This is a genomic window from Streptomyces sp. CBMA291, from assembly GCF_014596525.1.
Classification (GTDB): domain Bacteria; phylum Actinomycetota; class Actinomycetes; order Streptomycetales; family Streptomycetaceae; genus Streptomyces.
The window spans coordinates 17089-35643 of sequence record NZ_MSJP01000097.1 but is presented as its reverse complement, the minus strand read 5'-3'; the positions used below and the strand labels follow the sequence as shown (position 1 = coordinate 35643).

Here is an 18555-nt window from a genome sequence, read left to right as displayed (position 1 = left end):
GCGGTCCGTGAGACCCTGGAGGAGTACTTGACCGCCGACGAAAGCCTGCTTGTGACCGCCACGGATCGTTCCATCGAGCTTGTCAACGCTGCCGCCCAGGCGGCCGCCGACCGACTCGCGCACGACATCATCGCGTACGACGTCAGCGACGTGCTGTCGATCACCGACGCCTTCCTGCTCGCCTCCGCGCCCAACGACCGCCAGGTCAAGTCGATCGTCGACGAGATCGAGGAGCGCCTGAACAAGGACCTCGGCGCCAAGCCGGTCCGCCGCGAGGGCGACCGGGACGCCCGCTGGATCCTGCTGGACTACGTCGACATCGTCGTCCACGTCCAGCACAGCGAGGAGCGCGTCTTCTACGCGCTTGAGCGCCTGTGGAAGGACTGCCCCGAGCTGCCCCTCCCCGAGGACGCGCGGAAGACCCACGGCAAGGGCGCCGAGCACGCCGCCCTGACCGGTGTCGACCTCTCCGACCACGCCGCCGGGCTGCCCGACGCGGTGGACGGTGAGCTGAGCTGAGCACCACCGGGGGCGGCAGGGGCCGCCGCATCGTCCTCTGGCGGCACGGCCAGACCTCGTGGAACCTGGAGCGCCGATTCCAGGGCTCGACCGACATCGAGCTGACGGAGACCGGCGTCGCCCAGGCGCGCCGGGCCGCCCGGCTGCTCGCCGCGCTGAAGCCGGACGCCATCGTGGCCTCCGACCTGAAGCGGGCCGCCGCCACCGCCGCCGAGCTGGCGGCGCTCACCGGCCACACCGTCGCCCACGACGCCGCACTGCGCGAGACGTACGCGGGGGTGTGGCAGGGGCTGACCCACGAGGAGATCGTGGCGCGGTACGGCGAGCAGTACGCCGCCTGGAAGCGCGGCGAGCCCGTGCGCAGGGGCGGCGGCGAACTGGAGACCGAGGTGGCCGACCGGGCCGCCCCGGTGGTCCTTGAGCACGCCGACAAGCTCCCCGAGGGCGGCACGCTCGTCGTGGTCAGCCACGGCGGCGCCATCCGCACCACCATCGGCCGCCTGCTGGGTCTTGAGGCCCGTCACTGGGAGAGCCTGGGCGGTCTCTCGAACTGCTGTTGGTCCGTCCTCGGCGAGGGCGTCCGCGGCTGGCGCCTGTCCGAGCACAACGCCGGCACGCTGCCCGAGCCGGTCCTCGGCGACGACGCCTGAGCCCCTCGGGGGGCCTGCCGGACCCGGATTTCACTTTCCGGCAGGTCACAGGCTAGAGTTCTTCTTGTTCGCAGCGCAGAGCGCGAAGAACACGAGGGGCTATAGCTCAGTTGGTAGAGCGCCTGCATGGCATGCAGGAGGTCAGGAGTTCAATTCTCCTTAGCTCCACAGTCACCGAATCCCGTCCCCATCTGGGGGCGGGATTCGTCGTTTCCTCACCCGTTCGGAGGTGGCGAAGCGCCGTCCGCCGCCCTCCCCGCTCGGGATCCGTACCCGCCGCACCCCGCCCTCCCGTCGCGGCCGACGGCCGCCACGCCGAGCACACCGGACCCCTTGCTGGCTCATGGCAGAATCGGACGGCCGGAGGGGGAAGAGATTCCGGACGGGAGGGTGACCCAAGTGCTCGGTGACAACGGCGGGGTGTCCTATGGGTGCGCGGCCCGCGGTCACGGCTGGAGCTGACTGATGGGTGCACACAGGCGGAAGTGCGACTGGTGCGGCAGCGGTACGCCCATCGTGCGCGACATGGACCCCGTCAACCCCGGCTTCCAGTACTGGTGCGAGGAGTGCGCGCGGGCGCTGATCATAAAAGGCGACCCCATCGAGACGTACCGCGAACTCGAAGGGGAGCCGATCTACGGCCGGCTCCTCGACGAGCACTGCACCCTCAAGCGCTTCTACTCCTTCGCCACGGCCTGACGGGTCCGGCCGGTCTGGTGGGGCCGAACGGCCTCTCGGAGCCGACCGGGCTGCCGAAGCGGGCCGGTCTCCCGAAGCCTGCCGGTCGGGCGGGCCTGGCGTCGCAGTGTCAGCGCGTACCCCGCGAGCAGTGCCGTCGCCGTCAGCGGATAGACGGCGGAGAGCAGCATCTGTCCGGCGTTCTGGTCCAGTTCGGGCCGGCCCGGGTCGTGCGGGACCCACCACAGCGCGAACGAGGCGAAGACCAGGGCCACCGTCCCTGTCACCGGCCACGCGCGCGTGGAGCGGTCCGCGAGCAGGATCAGCAGGGGCACGCACCAGACCCAGTGGTGGGACCAGGAGATCGGGCTGATCATCAGTGCGGTGAACGCGCAGACGACGACCGCCACCGCCTTGTCGCCGCGCACCGCGGCACGCACCGCGAGGACCATCGCCACGCCGCCGAGGAGCGCCGCGGCCACCGTCCACCACATGCCCGGGTCGTCGGTGTGCATCAGCCGGGCCAGCACCCCGCGGATCGACTGGTTGGCGGTCTCCTCGGCGAAGCCGACCCGCCCGGTCTCGAACAGGGTCTCCGTCCAGAACCGCTTGGAGTCCGCGGGCAGCACGAGGGCCACGGCGAGCGTCGTCACGAGGAACACCCCGGTCGCCGTCACGGCCGTGCGCAGCCACTGGTTCCAGCCCCGGTCCCGCCGCCACAGCAGAAGCCCGGCGACGAGCAGCAGGACCACGAAGAGCCCCGGCGTGAGCTTCACCGCCGTCGCGAGCCCCGTGCCGAGCCCGGCCCAGCGGCTGCCCTCGCGGCGGGTGAGGTCCCAGAGCACCGCCACGGCTATGAGCAGGTTGATCTGGCCGTACCGCAGCGTCGTCCACACCGGCTCGCACCAGACCAGGACGGCGGCGACCCACAGCGTCGTACGCCACAGGTCCGCCCGGGACAGCGAGGGGCGGACCAGTTGGAGCGACAGCTGCACCAGGGCGACCACCAGGAGCAGGTTCCCCGCGGTGCTGAGCGTCCGCATCAGCGGCACGCCCACCAGGGTCAGCGGGACGAACAGCAGAGCCGCGAAAGGCGGGTAGGTCATGCCGAGGTTCGCGGACGTGGCGCGCATCGCGTACAGGTCGCCACCGGCCCGTACCGTCTCGCCCTCGGCCCGGTAGACCATCACGTCGAGCATGTTCACGTGGGCGAGGCGTTGCGCGACCCAGAAGGCCGCGAACGAGAGCAGACAGACCGCCGCGGCGGTGGCCAGGGGCCACGGCCGGGCGCGGGTTCGGAAGAGCACGGAGACGGACACAGTCGGCGACACTACCCGGCAGGTCAGGAGGGTCAGGAGAACCGATTTGGAGATCTGCCGGGGAGCCGGTTAATGTTCTGTCTGTCGCCGCGAGGGAAACCAAAACGGAGACGGAAAAGCAAGACAAGGGGCTATAGCTCAGTTGGTAGAGCGCCTGCATGGCATGCAGGAGGTCAGGAGTTCAATTCTCCTTAGCTCCACAAATAAGAAGCGGGTCATCCGGATCGGATGGCCCGCTTCTTCGTTTACCGCCCTCTGGACGCCCGTGCGGCCCGTGCGGGCCCTGCGGTACCCTGGCGCCATGCGTGCCGTACGCCTTCTGCTTATCGAGCCGCGCTGAACAGTCCCGACGGATGACAGAGATCCCGTCGGAGTCGGCGCGGCGACCCCTCCTGTGCGAGGGGATTTTTCATTTCACGGCAGTCCGTGGCAGTGGGCAGAGACGATCGATGGAGCTTCAAGGACCATGACCGAGATCAATACGGCCGCCGAGACGGCGGCCCCGCATCGCTACACGGCTGCCATGGCCGCCGACATCGAGGCACGCTGGCAGGACTTCTGGGACGCCGAGGGCACCTACGAGGCCCCCAACCCCACCGGAGACCTGGCGGGCGACCCCGAGGTCGCCGCCCGGCCCAAGAAGTTCATCATGGACATGTTCCCGTACCCCTCGGGCGCGGGACTGCACGTCGGCCACCCGCTCGGCTACATCGCCACGGACGTCTTCGCCCGCCACGCGCGCATGACCGGCCACAACGTGCTGCACACCCTGGGCTTCGACGCCTTCGGCCTGCCCGCCGAGCAGTACGCCGTGCAGACGGGCACGCACCCGCGCGTGTCCACCGAGGCCAACATGGAGAACATGAAGGTCCAGCTGCGCCGGCTGGGCCTGGGCCACGACAAGCGCCGGTCGTTCGCCACGATCGACCCGGAGTACTACAAGTGGACCCAGTGGATCTTCCTCCAGATCTTCAACGCCTGGTATGACGACCAGGCGGGCAAGGCCCGTCCGATCGCCGAGCTGATCGAGCAGTTCGAGAACGGCACCCGTGAGGTCCCCGGCTCCACGCGCGCGTGGAGCGAGCTGACCGCCGCCGAGCGCTCCGACGTCCTGGGCGAGTACCGCCTGGCCTACGCCTCCGACGCGCCGGTCAACTGGTGCCCCGGTCTTGGCACGGTCCTGGCCAACGAGGAGGTCACCGCCGACGGCCGCTCCGAGCGCGGAAACTTCCCCGTCTTCAAGGCCAAGCTGCGCCAGTGGAACATGCGGATCACCGCCTACGCGGACCGCCTCCTGGACGACCTGGACGCGCTGGACTGGCCCGAGGCCATCAAGCTCCAGCAGCGCAATTGGATCGGCCGCTCCGAAGGCGCCCGCGTCGACTTCAAGGTCGGCGACGACGACGCCATCACCGTCTTCACCACCCGCCAGGACACCCTGTTCGGCGCCACCTACATGGTCCTGGCGCCCGAACACGACCTGGTCGAGCGGATCGTCCCGGCCACCTGGCCCGAGGGCACCCACGACGTGTGGACCGGCGGCCACGCCACCCCGTCCGAGGCCGTCGACGCCTACCGCAAGCAGGCCGCGGCCAAGTCCGACGTCGAGCGGCAGGCCGACGCGAAGGAGAAGACCGGCGTCTTCACCGGCGCGTACGCGACCAACCCGGTCAGCGGCGAGCGCGTCCCGGTCTTCATCGCCGACTACGTCCTGATGGGCTACGGAACCGGCGCCATCATGGCCGTCCCCGCCCACGACAGCCGCGACTTCGCCTTCGCGCGCGCCTTCGAGCTGCCGATGCGCTGTGTCGTCGAGCCCTCCGACGACCGCGGCACCGACCCCGCCGCCTGGGACGAGGCCTTCGCCTCGTACGAGGCGAAGCTGACGAACTCCGCCAACGCCGAGATCTCCCTGGACGGCCTGGGCGTCGTCGAGGCCAAGGAGAAGATCACCGCCTGGCTGGCCGACCGGGGCATCGGCGAGGGCACCGTCAACTTCCGGCTGCGCGACTGGCTGTTCAGCCGCCAGCGGTACTGGGGCGAGCCCTTCCCGATCGTCTATGACGAGGACGGCGTCGCCCACGCGCTGCCCGAGTCGATGCTGCCGCTGGAGCTGCCGGAGGTCGAGGACTACTCGCCGCGCACCTTCGACCCGGACGACGCGGACACCCAGCCGGAGACCCCGCTGTCCCGCAACGAGGACTGGGTCCACGTCACCCTGGACCTGGGCGACGGCCCGCGCCGCTACCGCCGCGAGACCAACACCATGCCCAACTGGGCCGGTTCCTGCTGGTACGAGCTGCGCTACCTGGACCCGCACAACTCCGAGAAGCTGGTCGACCCGGCCGTCGAGCAGTACTGGATGGGCCCCCGCGAGGGCATGCCGACCGGTGGCGTCGACCTGTACGTCGGCGGCGCCGAGCACGCCGTACTGCACCTGCTGTACGCGCGGTTCTGGTCCAAGATGCTGTTCGACCTGGGCCACATCTCCTCGGCCGAGCCCTTCCACAAGCTCTACAACCAGGGCATGATCCAGGCCTTCGTCTACCGGGACTCGCGCGGCATCGCGGTACCGGCGGCCGAGGTCGAGGAGCGGGACGGCGCCTTCTGGTACGAGGGCGAGAAGGTCAGCCGTGTCCTGGGCAAGATGGGCAAGTCCCTGAAGAACGCCGTCACGCCGGACGAGATCTGCTCCGAGTACGGCGCCGACACCCTGCGCCTGTACGAGATGGCGATGGGCCCGCTCGACGTGTCCCGCCCCTGGGACACGCGCGCGGTGATCGGCCAGTACCGGCTGCTCCAGCGCCTGTGGCGCAACATCGTCGACGAGGCGACCGGCGAGGTCACCGTCGTCGACGCCGCGCCCGACGAGGACACGCTGCGCGCCCTGCACAAGGCCATCGACGGCGTGGCCCAGGACATGGTCGCGATGCGGTTCAACACCGCCATCGCCAAGGTCACCGAGCTGAACAACCACCTGACGAAGTCGGGCGGCGCCCTGTCCCGGACGGTCGCCGAACAGCTGGTGCTGCTGGTCGCCCCGCTCGCCCCGCACATCGCGGAGGAGCTGTGGCGCAGGCTGGGCCACAGCGACTCGGTCGTCCACCAGGACTTCCCGGTCGCCGACCCGGCGTACGTCGTCGACGAGGCCGTGACCTGCGTCGTGCAGATCAAGGGCAAGGTCAAGGCCCGCCTGGAGGTCTCCCCGTCGATCACCGACGCCGACCTGGAGGCGCTGGCGCTCGCCGACCCGCACGTGGTCGCGGCGCTGGGCGGCGCCGAGATCCGCAAGGTGATCGTGCGCGCCCCGAAGCTGGTCAACATCGTCGCGGGCTGACGGAATCAGGGGTTTCCCCTACGGGCAGGTTGGGGGTTCCAAAGGAACCGCCGGCCTGCCCGTTCCGTTTACGGTGGAGGAAGCACAGCAGCGGAGACTCGACGGACGCCGGAGGGGCACCTATGGAAGCCACGATTGTCACGATCCTGGCGCTGCTCTTCTTGTCGTTCGTCGCGCTCGGCGTCTTCGTCACTGTCAAGGCGGTCAAGGCCGCCAAGCGAGGCGTCGACCGCACGATCGACCAGGCGCGGCGCACGGTCGAGGACACCACGCTGCGGGCCAAGAGCCTCGGCCAGACCGGAGCCGCGGGCGAGCTGGCCAGACTCCGGCTCTCCCTGCGCACCTCGATGCGGGCCACCCAGGAAGCACTCCAGGCCGGTGTCGGCGAGGACGCCTCGCTGAAGGAGTCCCTCGACCTGTTCCACCGGCTCAGCGCCCACGGCCTCGAACTGGACGACGACCTCAAGCGCCTCGAACGGGAGCCCGACCGGTCCTGGGTGTCCGGACAGCTCCCGGAACTCGCCGCGAGGACCGCGCGGATCACCGGCTCCGCCGACGCCCTGCGCCGGGCCGCCCGGGACCGGGCCCTGAAGTTCGCCGAGGACGACCTGTCCGCGCTGAGCGCCCAGATCGACGTCGAGGCCGGGGCCCTGCGCCACTGGACCGGCCCCGAGCACGCACCGGGGGCCGCGGGCGCCACCGGCGGCGCCACCCACGGGACGACCGGCACGGGAAGCCCCACCGGACAGCACGGGCGGACGGGCCCCCGTGCTCAGGACGAGCGGTCCGCGATCACGGCGCCCGACCCCCGGAGGACCACCTACTCCTGGGAGAAGTCGGCCCGCCCCGAGACCACCACCTGACACCACCCCGGACGGGAGCGGGTCACCCGACGGGCACGAGGGGGCGTCGGCGACGGGGGCCGGGCTGCCGCGCCGAGGCGACGGCGGGTAACCTCCCGCTCATGTCCCGGCATGTCGCGATCGTCACCGATTCCACGGCCTACCTCCCACCCCGGATCAGGGAACGGCACGCCATCACCACGGTGCCGCTGACCGTCGTCATCGGCGACCGCGCCCTGGAGGAGGGCACCGAGATCTCGGCCCAGGCGCTCGCCGAGGCCTTGCAGAAGAGACGGCCCGTCACGACCTCGCGGCCGAGCCCCGAGGTCTTCGCCGAGGCCTACCGCGACGCCGCCGAGGCCGGGGCGAAAGGCGTCGTCTCGATCCATCTGTCGGCCGAGGTGTCCGGCACCTACGACGCCGCCGTGCTCGCGGCCAAGGACGCTCCGCTGCCCGTACGGGTCGTTGACACCCGCATGATGGGCATGGCCCTCGGCTTCTGCGCCCTGGAGGCGGCGGAGGTCGCGGAGGCGGGCGGCTCCCTCGACGAAGCGGTCGCCGCCGCCGAGAAGCGCGCCGAGGGAACCCGCGCCTACTTCTACGTCGACACCCTCGACTATCTGCGCAGGGGCGGGCGGATCGGGGCCGCGCAGGCGCTGCTCGGCTCCGCGCTCGCGGTCAAGCCCCTTCTCGAACTCGACGGCGGACGGATCGAACTGCGGGAGAAGGTACGGACGGCCTCGAAGGCCATCGCGCGCCTGGAGGAGATCGCCGTGGAGCGGGCCGGAACAGGCCTCGTCGACATCGCCGTCCACCATCTCTCCGCGCCGGAACGGGCTGCGGCTCTCGCCGAGCGGCTGAGGGAGCGGGTGCCGGGCCTGGCGGAAGTGCAGGTCAGCGAGGTGGGCGCGGTCATCGGCGCGCATACGGGCCCCGGGCTGCTCGCGGTCGTCGTCTCACCGCGCTGAGGCCGTGTTTCACCCGGGAGGGTGAGGGAGTTATCCACAGCGGGGCGCCTGTCCACGGATCGGGTTCGAGCTCCGCACGGAGGGGTCGCGGTTCCTACCGTCGGACGCATGACTCTTCACACACCGACGGTGGCGGACAGGTCGACCGCGCCGATGACACCGGCCACATCGACGGCACCGCCGACATCGACCGCCTCGACGACGCCGACCATGGCGCCGGCACCGGCTGCCTCGGCGGCGCCGGTGCTTCCCGACTGTGCCGGTCAGGGGCCCGGGGCGGCGGTTTCCGGGCGCGATACGGCGTCCGTGGCGGCTTCCCGGCACGGTACGGCGTCCGGGCGGGCGAGGCGACGGGCCCGGATCAAGCGGGTGGCCACGGTTCCCGGGGCCGGGGCCGGGGCTGGGGCCGGGGTCGGGCTCGGGGCGCGGAGTCGCGGGGAGGCCCTGTTCCCTGACGTGGCGCCGCCGAGGACGCCGGTCGCCGTCCCTTGGGAGCCGGAGGAACCCGGTGCGGGGCAGCGAGGCTCCCCGCCGGGTGTGCGGGAGCGGCTGGGGACGGCGCTGCGCGAGCGGACCCCGGTGTGGGTGCAGACCCGGTGCGGGCTCGAACCGAGGACGCTGGCCGCGCTGACGGTGGTCCTGGTCGTGGCCGCGGGAGTGGCGGGCGGCTACTTCTGGACGGGGCGGCCCGAGCCGGTGCGCGCCCCGGAGCTTCTGCGGGCCGCTCCCGTGGCCTCGGCGCCCCCGTCAGGGGCCGGGACGGAGGCGGTACACACGAGGGCGCTCTCCGCGTCGAGCGGGCCGAAGGTGATCGTCGACATCGGCGGCAAGGTGCGCAGGCCCGGGGTGCTGACCCTGCCGGCGGGCTCGCGCGTGGCGGACGCCCTGCGCGCGGCGGGCGGGGCGAAGCCGGAGGCGGACCTGACGGGGCTCAACCAGGCCCGTGTGCTCTCCGACGGCGAGCAGGTCCTCGTGGGGCTGCCGGGAGCACCGGGTGGTGGACCGGGGCCCGCGCCGGGCCTTGGCCAGGGGAGCGGCGGGGGTGGGCCGGGGGCGCCGCTGAGTCTGAACACGGCCACGGTGGAGCAGCTCGACGGCCTCCCGGGGGTCGGACCCGTCCTCGCCCGGCACATCGTCGACCACCGCACCGAGCACGGCGGTTTCCGCTCGGTGGGGGAGCTGCGGGAGGTCGACGGCATCGGCGAGCGCAGGTTCGCGGACCTCGAACCGCTGGTGCGGCCGTGAGGCGGGACGAGACGACGCCTACGGCGACGGCCGAGGAAGGGACGGACCGTGCCCAGGGCTGGGACGAGGGGCCGACGGACCTGCGACTCGTCCCGCTCGCGGTGGCTGCCTGGGCGGCGGCGGCCTGGGCACTGGGAGCCACCGGGTGGTGGACGTTCATCGGGGTCGCGGTCTGTCTGACAGCGGCCGGAGCCCTGCTGGTGCCGGTCGCTGCCCGACGACGGGACGGCATGTCGGCGGCAGGCTCCGGTGACGGAGGGGCCGAGAGCGGAAGGGTCGGGGGCGGAAGGAGCAGGGGCGGGGACGGTTCGGCGCGGGAGGGCGCACGGGGTAGCGGGTCTGAGGGGGAGGACGTGCGGGAACGGGGTCGTGGACTGGAGCGGCAGGGGAGACGGGAGCGGGGGAGCGGGCCCGAGAGGGAGGGCTTACGGGAGAGCGGGTCTGAGGGGGAGGGCGTACGGGAGTGGGGCCCTGGACCGGAGCGGCGGGAGAGGCAGGTGCGAGGGAAGGGGCCGGGGCGGAGGCAGGCGCGAGGCGAAGGGCCGGAGCGAAGGGGGTCGGAGCGGGAGAGGTCGGAGCGGAAGAGGTCCGAGCGGAGGGTGTCGCCGGGGTGGCGGCTGCGGGCGACGGCGTGTGCGGGGGTGTTGCTGTGCGCCGCCGCCGGGGCGGCCTCGGCGGGGTTGCACGCGGCGGATCTGCGGAGAGGGCCCGTTCCCGCGCTGGCGGACCAGGCGGCGCGGGTGGGGCTGGAGGTGAGGGTGACCTCCGACCCGAGGCTCACCCGGCCCCGGGTGCGGGGGAGCGGGACGGTTCCCGTCTCCGTGGTTCTGGACGGGGTGGCGACCCGCGCACAGGGACCGGACGGCGTGGCCGTCGGGACCCGGGCCCCGGTCCTGGTGATCGTGCCGCCGGGGGAGGGCCAGGCCGAGTGGCTGCGGCTCCTTCCCTCCACCCGGCTGAGGGTCACGGGCCGGCTGGGTCCTGCGCGACCGGGCGATCCGTACGCGGCGGTGCTCAAGGCCGACCGGACAGGACCGCCCCGGGTCATCGGGCCGCCGAGCGCGCCGCAGCGGGTGGCGGGAGAGCTGCGGGCCGGGCTGCGGAAGGCCACGGAGGGACTGGAGCCGGATGCGCGGGCCCTGCTGCCGGGCCTGGTGGTGGGGGACACCTCACGGATCGGGCCCGAGTTGCGGGACGCCTTCGAGGCGACCGACCTCACCCATCTCCTGGCGGTCTCGGGAAGCAACCTCTCCATCGTGCTGCTTCTGCTCGTCGGGCGGCCGGGCCGGGCGCACCAGGCGGAGCGGGGCGGGCTCGCGCCCCGGCTGGGGCTCTCGTTGCGGGCCACGGCGCTGGCCGGCGGGGCGCTGACCCTCGCGTTCGTGGTCGTGTGCAGGCCCGACCCGAGCGTGCTGCGGGCGGCGGCCTGCGGACTCGTCGTCCTCCTCGCCATCGGGACGGGCAGGCGGAGGTCGCTGATCCCGGCGCTGGCCGCCGCCGCGCTGCTCCTGGTGCTCTACGACCCCTGGCTGGCGCGGAGTTACGGCTTCCTGCTCTCGGTCCTGGCGACCGGGGCACTGCTCGTCGTCGCGCCGCGGTGGGGCGAGGCGTTGCGGCGGCGCCGGGTGCCCGGCGGGCTCGCGGAGGCGCTCGCGGCGTCGCTGGCCGCGCAGGCGGTCTGCGCGCCCGTCGTGGTGGTCTTCGCCGCCCGGGTGAGTCTGGTCGCGATCCCCGCGAACCTGCTCGCGGAGTTGGCGGTGGCTCCCGCGACGGTCCTGGGCTTCGCCGCGCTCGCCGTGGCGCCGCTGTGGACGTGGGCCGCGGGGTGTCTGGCGTGGCTGGCGGGATGGCCGGCCGGCTGGATCGCCCGGGTGGCCCGTACCGGAGCCGGGCTGCCGGGGGCGGAACTGGCCTGGCCCGGCGGCTGGTGGGGCGGCCTCGCCCTGGCGGCGCTCACCGTCCTGCTGGTGCTCGGCGCGCGCAGACTGCCGTACCGGGCGCCGGTCGGGGCGCTGCTCGCGGTGGTGCTGCTGCTCGTGGTGACCCGCCCGGTGCCGCTGACCCGGTGGGTCACGGGGTGGCCGCCGCCGGGCTGGTCGTACGCGATGTGCTCGGTGGGGCAGGGTGACGCGATGGTGCTCGCGGCGGGTGGGGGCGCGGGCGTGGTGGTGGACGCGGGCCCGGACTCGGCGGCGGTGGATCGGTGCCTGCGCGAACTCGGGGTGGAGCGGGTGCCGTTGCTGCTGCTCACCCACTTTCACGCGGACCATGTGGCCGGGTTGGCGGGGGTGTTGAAGGGGCGGGAGGTGGGGGTGATCCAGACGACGGGGCTCGAAGAGCCGCCCGCCCAAGCGGCGTTCGTCCGGCGGACGGCGGCGTTCGCCGGGGTGCCGGTGGTCCGGGCGGAGCCCGGGGAGCGGCGGAGGGCGGGGAGTCTGGAGTGGCGGGTGCTCTGGCCGACGGCGGAGGGCGGGGATCCCTCGGGAGGGCCGAACGACGCCAGCGTCACGCTGCTGGTCAGGGCGGCCGGCGGGTTGACGCTGCTACTCCTGGGCGATCTGGAGCCCTCGGCGCAGCGGGAGTTGCTGCGGGCCCATCCGGAACTCGGGCCGGTCGATGTGCTCAAGGTCGCCCATCACGGCTCCGCGTACCAGGATCCGGGGCTGCTGCGGGCCGTCCGGCCGAGGCTCGCGCTCGTGTCCGCGGGGCCGGACAACCCGTACGGCCATCCTTCGCCTCGGACGCTGGAGACGTTGCGGGGCGGCGGGGCGCGCGTGTTGCGGACCGACCGGGACGGATCCGTGGCGGTGGTGGGTTCCGGGGCCGGGCTCGTGGCCGTACCGAGAGGGAGAGCCTTGTAAAGAAGTCTTTCTAAAGATATCTTTTCATCATGCCGGAGAACAGCACCCCGCGACCCGAGGGTGAGCAGCCCCGCAGTGTCCGACTCACCGACCCGCGCGCCCTGCGGGCCTATGCCCACCCCCTGCGGATGACCTTGGTGGGGTTGCTGCGGGCGGGCGGGCCGTTCACCGCCACCCGGGCGGCCGAGCTGACCGGGGAATCCGTCGCCTCCTGCTCGTACCACCTGCGGATACTCGCCAAGTACGGGCTCGTGGAGCAGGCGCCGGGAGGCAAGGGGCGGGAGAAGCCGTGGCGGGCCACGGCGCGGTACACCGAGTGGCCCGAGTACAGCGAGGACGCGGCGGTCACCGAGGCGGCCGACGCGCTGAGCGCGGCGATCGCCGAGCGCTACTTCGAGCGGGTCACCCGGGCCATGGAGAACCGGCACCGGCTGCCGAAGGAGTGGCGGGAGGCGGAGCGGTTCGGCGACGCGCTGCTCCACCTCACCCCCGAGGAACTCACCGGGCTCGGCGCCCGGATCGACGAGCTGCTGCGGCCCTACGAGGCGCGTACGGCCGATCCGTCCCTCCGCCCGGAGGACGCGCGGCCCGTCACCCTCATTCGCATCGCCTACCTGGACCAGGACACGCCCGAGGGCGGAGAGGAGTGAGAGGACATGGCCCTGAGGGACCGGGTGCCGCCGCTGCTGCGTGAGCGAACCTTCCGTCGCTACTGGACCGGACAGACCATCTCCCTCGCGGGGGATCAGATATCGCTCATGGCGATCCCGCTCGCCGCCGTCCTCGTCCTGGGCGCCGACGCGGCGGCGATGGGCTGGCTCAAGACCGCCGAACTCCTGCCCGCCCTCCTGTTCAACCTGCCCTTCGGAGCCTGGGTCGACCGGCGGACCGGCCGCCGCAGGGTCATGATCGCGACCGATCTCGGGCGGGCGGCGCTGGTGCTGTCCCTGCCGGTCGCCTACGCGCTGGACGCGCTGACGCTGGCCCAGCTGTACGCGGTGGCCTTCGGGGTCGGGGCGCTCACCGTGCTCTTCGAGGTCTGCAACGCGACGCTCTTCGTGGCGCTCGTCCCCACGGAGCGCTATGTGCAGGCGAACTCGCTGGTCAGCGGCAGTCGTTCGACGGCCTGGCTGGCCGGGCCCGGGGTCGGGGGACTCCTCGTGCAGTTCCTCACCGCCCCCTTCGCCCTGGTCGCGGACGCCCTCACCTATCTGGTGTCGGCCGGCTACCTGGCGCGGATCGGAGCGGTCGAGCCGCCGCCCGCCCCGGTGGGCAAGGGGCATTTCACCGAGGGGCTGCGGTGGGTGTTCGCGGAGCCGTCGATGCGCGGTCTCTTCGCCGCCTCCGGCACGGTCCAGTTCTTCAACTTCATGTTCCACACGCTCTTCGTGCTCTACGCGACCACCGCGCTCGGCCTCGGAGCGGGACTGCTCGGACTGGTGCTGGCCACCGGCGCGGTGGGCGGACTCCTCGGCGCCGCGTACAGCGGGGCGGCCGTGCGGAGACTCGGCATCGGCGGCGCGCTCGTCGCGGGCTATCTCGGGTTCGCCCTGCCGTTGCTCCTGGTGCCGCTGGCCGGAGGGCCGCTGCCGCTGGTGGCGGGCGTGCTGTTCCTGGCGGAGTTCCTCTCCTGCGTCGGGGTGATGGTCCTGGACGTCGCGGCGGGCTCACTCCAGATGGCACTGATACCCGACGCCGTGAGAGCCCGGGTCATGGGTGCCTTCCGGACGCTCAACCACGGCTTCCGCCCGCTCGGCGCGCTCGTCGGGGGGCTGCTCGGGACCGTGATCGGCCTCCGCCCGACGCTGTGGATCGCCACCGTCGGCGCCGTCTTCGCCGTCCTGTGGCTGCTGCCCTCCCGACTGCCGTCGATGCGGGACCTGCCGACACGGGAAGGGGAGCCGACCTCCGCCGGGTAGGGGGGATCCCCGCCGGACAGGCGGACCCGGGTACGAGAGACCGCCGCCGGGCGAGGGAGGACGGGTCCCCGAGTGGCCCCCGGCAGCGGACGGCTAAGCGCGGTCCGCCGAGCGGACGGCTAAGCGCGGTCCGCCGAGCGGACGGCTAAGCGCGGTCCGCCGAGCGGACGGCTAAGCGCGGTCCGCCGAGCGGACGGCTAAGCGCGGTCCGCCGAGCGGACGGCCAAGCGCGGTCCGCCGAGCGGACCGCTATGGGGCCTCCAGCCAGCCCTCGTGCTCGGCGGCCAGCTCGTCCAGGGCCGCCGTGTCGAGGCGGCCGTCCGGGTCCTCGACCACCACCAGCCACTGGGCGTCCTCGGCGTCGTCCTCACCGGCCAGCGAGTCCCGGACGAGCTGGGGTTCCTCGGCCAGGCCGAAACGGTCGGGGAGTTCCTCGGCCACCTCCTCGGCGGCGTCGCGGTCGGGGAGTACCAGTACGTGTCGTTCGCTCACCCGGCCATTGTCGGGCATGGCTGTCGGTGGCCCGTGGGATGCTGGAACGCGATGGCCACCAGAAAGACTTCCCCCGACGACCTCCTCGGCCCCGTGACGCTCGCCGTGGGCCAGGAGGACCTGCTCCTCGACCGCGCCGTGCAGGCGGTGGTGGCGGCCGCCCGTGCCGCCGACGCCGACACGGACGTCCGCGACCTCGCCTCCGACCAGCTTCAGCCCGGGACGCTGGCCGAGCTGACCAGTCCCTCGCTCTTCGCCGAGCGGAAGGTCCTGGTCGTGCGGAACGCGCAGGACCTCTCGGCCGACACGGTCAAGGACGTCAAGGCGTACCTCGCCGATCCGATCGAGGACATCTCGCTCGTCCTGCTCCACGCGGGCGGAGCCAAGGGCAAGGGCCTGCTCGACGCCGCCAGGAAGGCGGGCGCCCGTGAGGTGGCCTGCCCGAAGACCACGAAACCGGCGGAGCGGCTGACGTTCGTCCGGCAGGAGTTCCGGACGCTCGGCCGGTCGGCCACGCCGGAAGCCTGTCAGGCGCTCGTCGACGCGATCGGCAGCGACCTGCGGGAGCTGGCCTCCGCCGCCGCGCAGCTCACGTCCGACGTGGACGGGACGATCGACGAGGCCGTCGTCGGGCGGTACTACACGGGCCGCGCCGAGGCCTCCTCCTTCAACGTCGCCGACCGCGCCGTCGAGGGCCGGGCGGCCGAGGCCCTGGAGGCCCTGCGCTGGTCGCTCTCGACCGGGGTCGCGCCCGTGCTGATCACCAGCGCGCTCGCGCAGGGCGTCCGGGCGATCGGGAAGCTGTCCTCGGCCCGGGGCGGCCGCCCCGCCGACCTCGCCCGCGAGCTGGGCATGCCGCCCTGGAAGATCGACCGGGTCCGGCAGCAGATGCGCGGCTGGACCCCGGACGGGGTGTCCGTCGCCCTGCGCGCGGTCGCCGAGGCGGACGCGGGCGTGAAGGGCGGCGGCGACGACCCCGAGTACGCCCTGGAGAAGGCGGTCGTCGCGGTCGCCCGAGCCGCGAGAATGCGCCGGGACACCTGACCGGACCGGCCCTCGTACGGCGGGGCCCCGCAGACGACGGGGTCTCGTATACGACGGGGCCCCGAATGCGGCGAGGCCTCGCTATACGGCGAGGCGCCCCGCATACGACCAAGGCCCCGTGCGCGACAAGGCTCCATGTACGACAAGGCTCCATGCACGACAAGGGCCCCGTCGCCTCCTGGGGAAGGAGGCGGCGGGGCCCTCGCCGTTCAAGCAACTGGTCTCGCACCCGCGTGGCGAACGCGTCCGCGTGCGAGTCCTGGGTGGCCGGGCGGGAGCGGGAGAGAGGGCCCGCTGAGTCCCGTACGGCCGATCACATCAGAGCTTCAGCCCTGGAGGGAGGCAACCTTGGTGGCCAGCGCCGACTTCTTGTTGGCGGCGGCGTTCTTGTGGATGACACCCTTCGAGACAGCCTTGTCGAGCTGACGCGAGGCGGCGCGAGTGGCAACGGTGGCCTTCTCGAGGTCGCCGGCGGCGACAGCCTCACGGGCCTTGCGGATCGCGGTCTTGAGCGAGGACTTGACGGCCTTGTTGCGCAGGCGCGCCTTCTCGTTCGTCTTGTTCCGCTTGATCTGGGACTTGATGTTCGCCACGAAAAGAGCCTTTACAGGTTCGATGTTCCTTCTGGATGCGCCTCGCAGCTGAGAGGGCATACGAGACACAGCTGTCCACGATATCAGTGACCCTCGCGGCCGCCCAAACCGGGCGCCGGGCGACAGGCATGGGACCATGGAGCCTACGTATCGATCCGACATCGCCCCGAGACGAGACCCTGCGTGCCCGCGACTCCTACCAACGTGCCCGAGCCGAGCCGTACCGACCCGGCTCTGATCCGCAACTTCTGCATCATCGCGCACATCGACCACGGCAAGTCCACGCTTGCCGACCGGATGCTCCAGCTGACCGGTGTGGTCGACCAGCGGCAGATGCGTGCCCAGTACCTCGACCGCATGGACATCGAGCGGGAGCGCGGCATCACGATCAAGTCCCAGGCGGTCCGGCTCCCGTGGGCGCCGACCGAGGGGCCGGTCCAGGGCAGTACGCACATCCTGAACATGATCGACACTCCCGGGCACGTCGACTTCACGTACGAGGTCTCGCGTTCGCTCGCGGCCTGTGAGGGCACGATCCTCCTGGTCGACGCGGCGCAGGGCATCGAGGCCCAGACGCTGGCCAACCTCTACCTGGCGATGGAGAACGACCTCACCATCGTCCCGGTCCTGAACAAGATCGATCTGCCGGCCGCCCAGCCGGAGAAGTTCGCCGACGAGCTGGCGAACCTCATCGGCTGCCAGCCGGAGGACGTCCTCAAGGTCTCCGCGAAGACCGGCATGGGCGTGGAGGCGCTGCTCGACCGCGTGGTCCGGGACATCCCGGCCCCGGTGGGCGTTGCCGACGCCCCCGCCCGCGCGATGATCTTCGACTCGGTCTACGACTCGTACCGGGGCGTCGTCACCTATGTGCGAGTGGTCGACGGGCAGCTCAACAAGCGCGAGCGCATCCGGATGATGTCGACCGGCGCCACCCACGAACTGCTTGAGATCGGCGTCTCCTCGCCCGAGATGACCGCCTCCGACGGCCTCGGCGTGGGCGAGGTGGGCTACCTGATCACCGGCGTGAAGGACGTCCGCCAGTCCAAGGTCGGTGACACGATCACCTCCCTGCACCAGGGCGCCACCGAGGCGCTGGGCGGCTACAAGGACCCCAAGCCGATGGTCTTCTCGGGGCTCTACCCGCTGGACGGCTCGGAGTACCCGGACCTCCGCGAGGCCCTGGACAAGCTCCAGCTCAACGACGCCGCGCTGGTCTACGAGCCGGAGACCTCCGCCGCGCTCGGCTTCGGTTTCCGCGTCGGCTTCCTCGGTCTGCTCCACCTGGACGTGATCCGCGAGCGTCTTGAGCGCGAATTCGGCCTCGACCTGATCGCCACCGCCCCCAACGTGGTCTACCGCGTGGTCATGGAGGACGGCAGCGAGCACACGGTCACGAACCCGAGTGAGTTCCCCGAGGGCAAGATCGACGACGTGTTCGAGCCCGTCGTGCGCGCCACGGTCCTCGCGCCCAGCGAGTTCATCGGCGCGATCATGGAGCTGTGCCAGACCCGCCGGGGCACGCTCATCGGCATGGACTACCTCTCCGAGGACCGGGTCGAGATCCGCTACACCCTGCCCCTCGCGGAGATCGTCTTCGACTTCTTCGACCAGCTGAAGTCCAAGACGCGCGGATACGCCTCGCTCGACTACGAGCCCACCGGCGAGCAGGCGTCCAGCCTGGTCAAGGTCGATATCCTGCTCCACGGCGACAAGGTCGACGCCTTCTCGGCCGTCACCCACAAGGACGCGGCGTACGCCTACGGCGTGCGGCTGGTCGCCAAGCTGCGCGAGCTGATCCCCCGGCAGGCGTTCGAGGTGCCGATCCAGGCGGCCATCGGCTCCCGGGTCATCGCCCGCGAGACCATCCGCGCCATCCGCAAGGACGTCCTCGCCAAGTGCTACGGCGGTGACATCTCCCGTAAGCGGAAGCTGCTGGAGAAGCAGAAGGAAGGCAAGAAGCGCATGAAGATGGTCGGCTCGGTGGAGGTGCCGCAGGAGGCCTTCATCGCCGTCCTTTCGAGCGACGAGTCCTCCGGCAAGAAGAAGTAGCGGGCGGCCGCCAGACGGCTGCCCCATACAACGATCGGG

15 protein-coding genes and 2 tRNA genes are annotated in these 18555 nt (G+C 72.0%); 14 read left to right on the top strand and 3 right to left on the bottom strand.

Annotated features, from left to right (window positions below; all coding sequences use genetic code 11):
- Positions 1–51: 51 nt before the first annotated feature.
- The 4 genes from rsfS (at position 52) to BU197_RS23360 (ending at position 1868) form a co-directional block, all read left to right on the top strand.
- Complete coding sequence (gene rsfS / locus BU197_RS23375) at positions 52–519, top strand: ribosome silencing factor (RefSeq protein ID WP_188270294.1); 468 nt, start codon at positions 52–54, stop codon at positions 517–519.
- Entirely contained in the window at positions 516–1169 is a 654-nt protein-coding gene (locus BU197_RS23370) for a histidine phosphatase family protein (protein ID WP_188270295.1), read from the top strand. Before rsfS ends, BU197_RS23370 begins: the two co-directional genes overlap by 4 nt.
- A gap of 95 nt (positions 1170–1264) precedes the next feature.
- Positions 1265–1337, top strand: a tRNA-Ala gene (locus BU197_RS23365).
- Positions 1338–1634: 297 nt separating this feature from the next.
- Positions 1635–1868, top strand: a complete 234-nt coding sequence (locus BU197_RS23360; protein ID WP_015033559.1) for a hypothetical protein — start codon at positions 1635–1637, stop codon at positions 1866–1868.
- On the opposite strand, the gene BU197_RS23355 is transcribed toward BU197_RS23360, so the two are convergent.
- Complete coding sequence (locus BU197_RS23355; protein WP_317452222.1) at positions 1847–3166, bottom strand: glycosyltransferase 87 family protein; 1320 nt, start codon at positions 3164–3166, stop codon at positions 1847–1849. The two genes, BU197_RS23360 and BU197_RS23355, sit on opposite strands and share 22 nt — an antisense overlap.
- A gap of 127 nt (positions 3167–3293) precedes the next feature.
- Between BU197_RS23355 and BU197_RS23350 the strand changes: the two genes are divergently transcribed.
- From BU197_RS23350 to BU197_RS23315, 8 genes are all read left to right on the top strand, one after another.
- Positions 3294–3366, top strand: a tRNA-Ala gene (locus BU197_RS23350).
- A gap of 266 nt (positions 3367–3632) precedes the next feature.
- A complete protein-coding gene (gene leuS / locus BU197_RS23345) occupies positions 3633–6503 on the top strand; it encodes a leucine--tRNA ligase (protein ID WP_188270277.1) in 2871 nt (956 codons plus the stop codon).
- 122 nt (positions 6504–6625) lie between these two features.
- Entirely contained in the window at positions 6626–7366 is a 741-nt protein-coding gene (locus BU197_RS23340; protein WP_188270276.1) for a hypothetical protein, read from the top strand.
- Positions 7367–7467: 101 nt separating this feature from the next.
- Positions 7468–8313: a DegV family protein gene (locus BU197_RS23335; protein WP_188270275.1), complete on the top strand. Its 846-nt coding sequence runs from the start codon at positions 7468–7470 to the stop codon at positions 8311–8313.
- A 537-nt stretch (positions 8314–8850) separates the two neighbouring features.
- Complete coding sequence (locus BU197_RS23330; RefSeq protein ID WP_411158525.1) at positions 8851–9558, top strand: helix-hairpin-helix domain-containing protein; 708 nt, start codon at positions 8851–8853, stop codon at positions 9556–9558.
- Between the two features lie 497 nt (positions 9559–10055).
- On the top strand, positions 10056–12419 hold the full coding sequence (locus BU197_RS23325) for a ComEC/Rec2 family competence protein (RefSeq protein WP_411158524.1): 2364 nt from the start codon (positions 10056–10058) through the stop codon (positions 12417–12419).
- 29 nt (positions 12420–12448) lie between these two features.
- Positions 12449–13069: a winged helix-turn-helix domain-containing protein gene (locus BU197_RS23320; RefSeq protein ID WP_188270274.1), complete on the top strand. Its 621-nt coding sequence runs from the start codon at positions 12449–12451 to the stop codon at positions 13067–13069.
- Between the two features lie 6 nt (positions 13070–13075).
- Positions 13076–14338, top strand: a complete 1263-nt coding sequence (locus BU197_RS23315; RefSeq protein WP_188270273.1) for an MFS transporter — start codon at positions 13076–13078, stop codon at positions 14336–14338.
- Positions 14339–14587: 249 nt separating this feature from the next.
- On the opposite strand, the gene BU197_RS23310 is transcribed toward BU197_RS23315, so the two are convergent.
- Positions 14588–14848: a hypothetical protein gene (locus BU197_RS23310; protein WP_223183772.1), complete on the bottom strand. Its 261-nt coding sequence runs from the start codon at positions 14846–14848 to the stop codon at positions 14588–14590.
- 33 nt (positions 14849–14881) lie between these two features.
- On the opposite strand from BU197_RS23310, the gene holA reads away from it, so the two are divergent.
- Complete coding sequence (gene holA, locus BU197_RS23305; RefSeq protein WP_188270271.1) at positions 14882–15874, top strand: DNA polymerase III subunit delta; 993 nt, start codon at positions 14882–14884, stop codon at positions 15872–15874.
- A gap of 326 nt (positions 15875–16200) precedes the next feature.
- Here holA and rpsT read toward each other — a convergent pair whose 3' ends face one another.
- On the bottom strand, positions 16201–16467 hold the full coding sequence (gene rpsT, locus BU197_RS23300; RefSeq protein WP_188270270.1) for a 30S ribosomal protein S20: 267 nt from the start codon (positions 16465–16467) through the stop codon (positions 16201–16203).
- Positions 16468–16650: 183 nt separating this feature from the next.
- Between rpsT and lepA the strand changes: the two genes are divergently transcribed.
- Complete coding sequence (gene lepA / locus BU197_RS23295; RefSeq protein ID WP_188270269.1) at positions 16651–18516, top strand: translation elongation factor 4; 1866 nt, start codon at positions 16651–16653, stop codon at positions 18514–18516.
- Positions 18517–18555 lie beyond the last annotated feature (39 nt).

Excerpts from the sequence above, each read along its gene's own strand:
- BU197_RS23360 (WP_015033559.1), top strand. The coding sequence starts at position 1,635 with ATGGGTGCACACAGGCGGAAGTGCGACTGGTGCGGCAGCGGTACGCCC.
- leuS (WP_188270277.1), top strand. The coding sequence starts at position 3,633 with ATGACCGAGATCAATACGGCCGCCGAGACGGCGGCCCCGCATCGCTAC.
- BU197_RS23340 (WP_188270276.1), top strand. The coding sequence starts at position 6,626 with ATGGAAGCCACGATTGTCACGATCCTGGCGCTGCTCTTCTTGTCGTTC.
- BU197_RS23335 (WP_188270275.1), top strand. The coding sequence starts at position 7,468 with ATGTCCCGGCATGTCGCGATCGTCACCGATTCCACGGCCTACCTCCCA.
- BU197_RS23320 (WP_188270274.1), top strand. The coding sequence starts at position 12,449 with ATGCCGGAGAACAGCACCCCGCGACCCGAGGGTGAGCAGCCCCGCAGT.
- BU197_RS23315 (WP_188270273.1), top strand. The coding sequence starts at position 13,076 with ATGGCCCTGAGGGACCGGGTGCCGCCGCTGCTGCGTGAGCGAACCTTC.
- BU197_RS23310 (WP_223183772.1), bottom strand. The coding sequence starts at position 14,848 with ATGCCCGACAATGGCCGGGTGAGCGAACGACACGTACTGGTACTCCCC.
- holA (WP_188270271.1), top strand. The coding sequence starts at position 14,882 with ATGGCCACCAGAAAGACTTCCCCCGACGACCTCCTCGGCCCCGTGACG.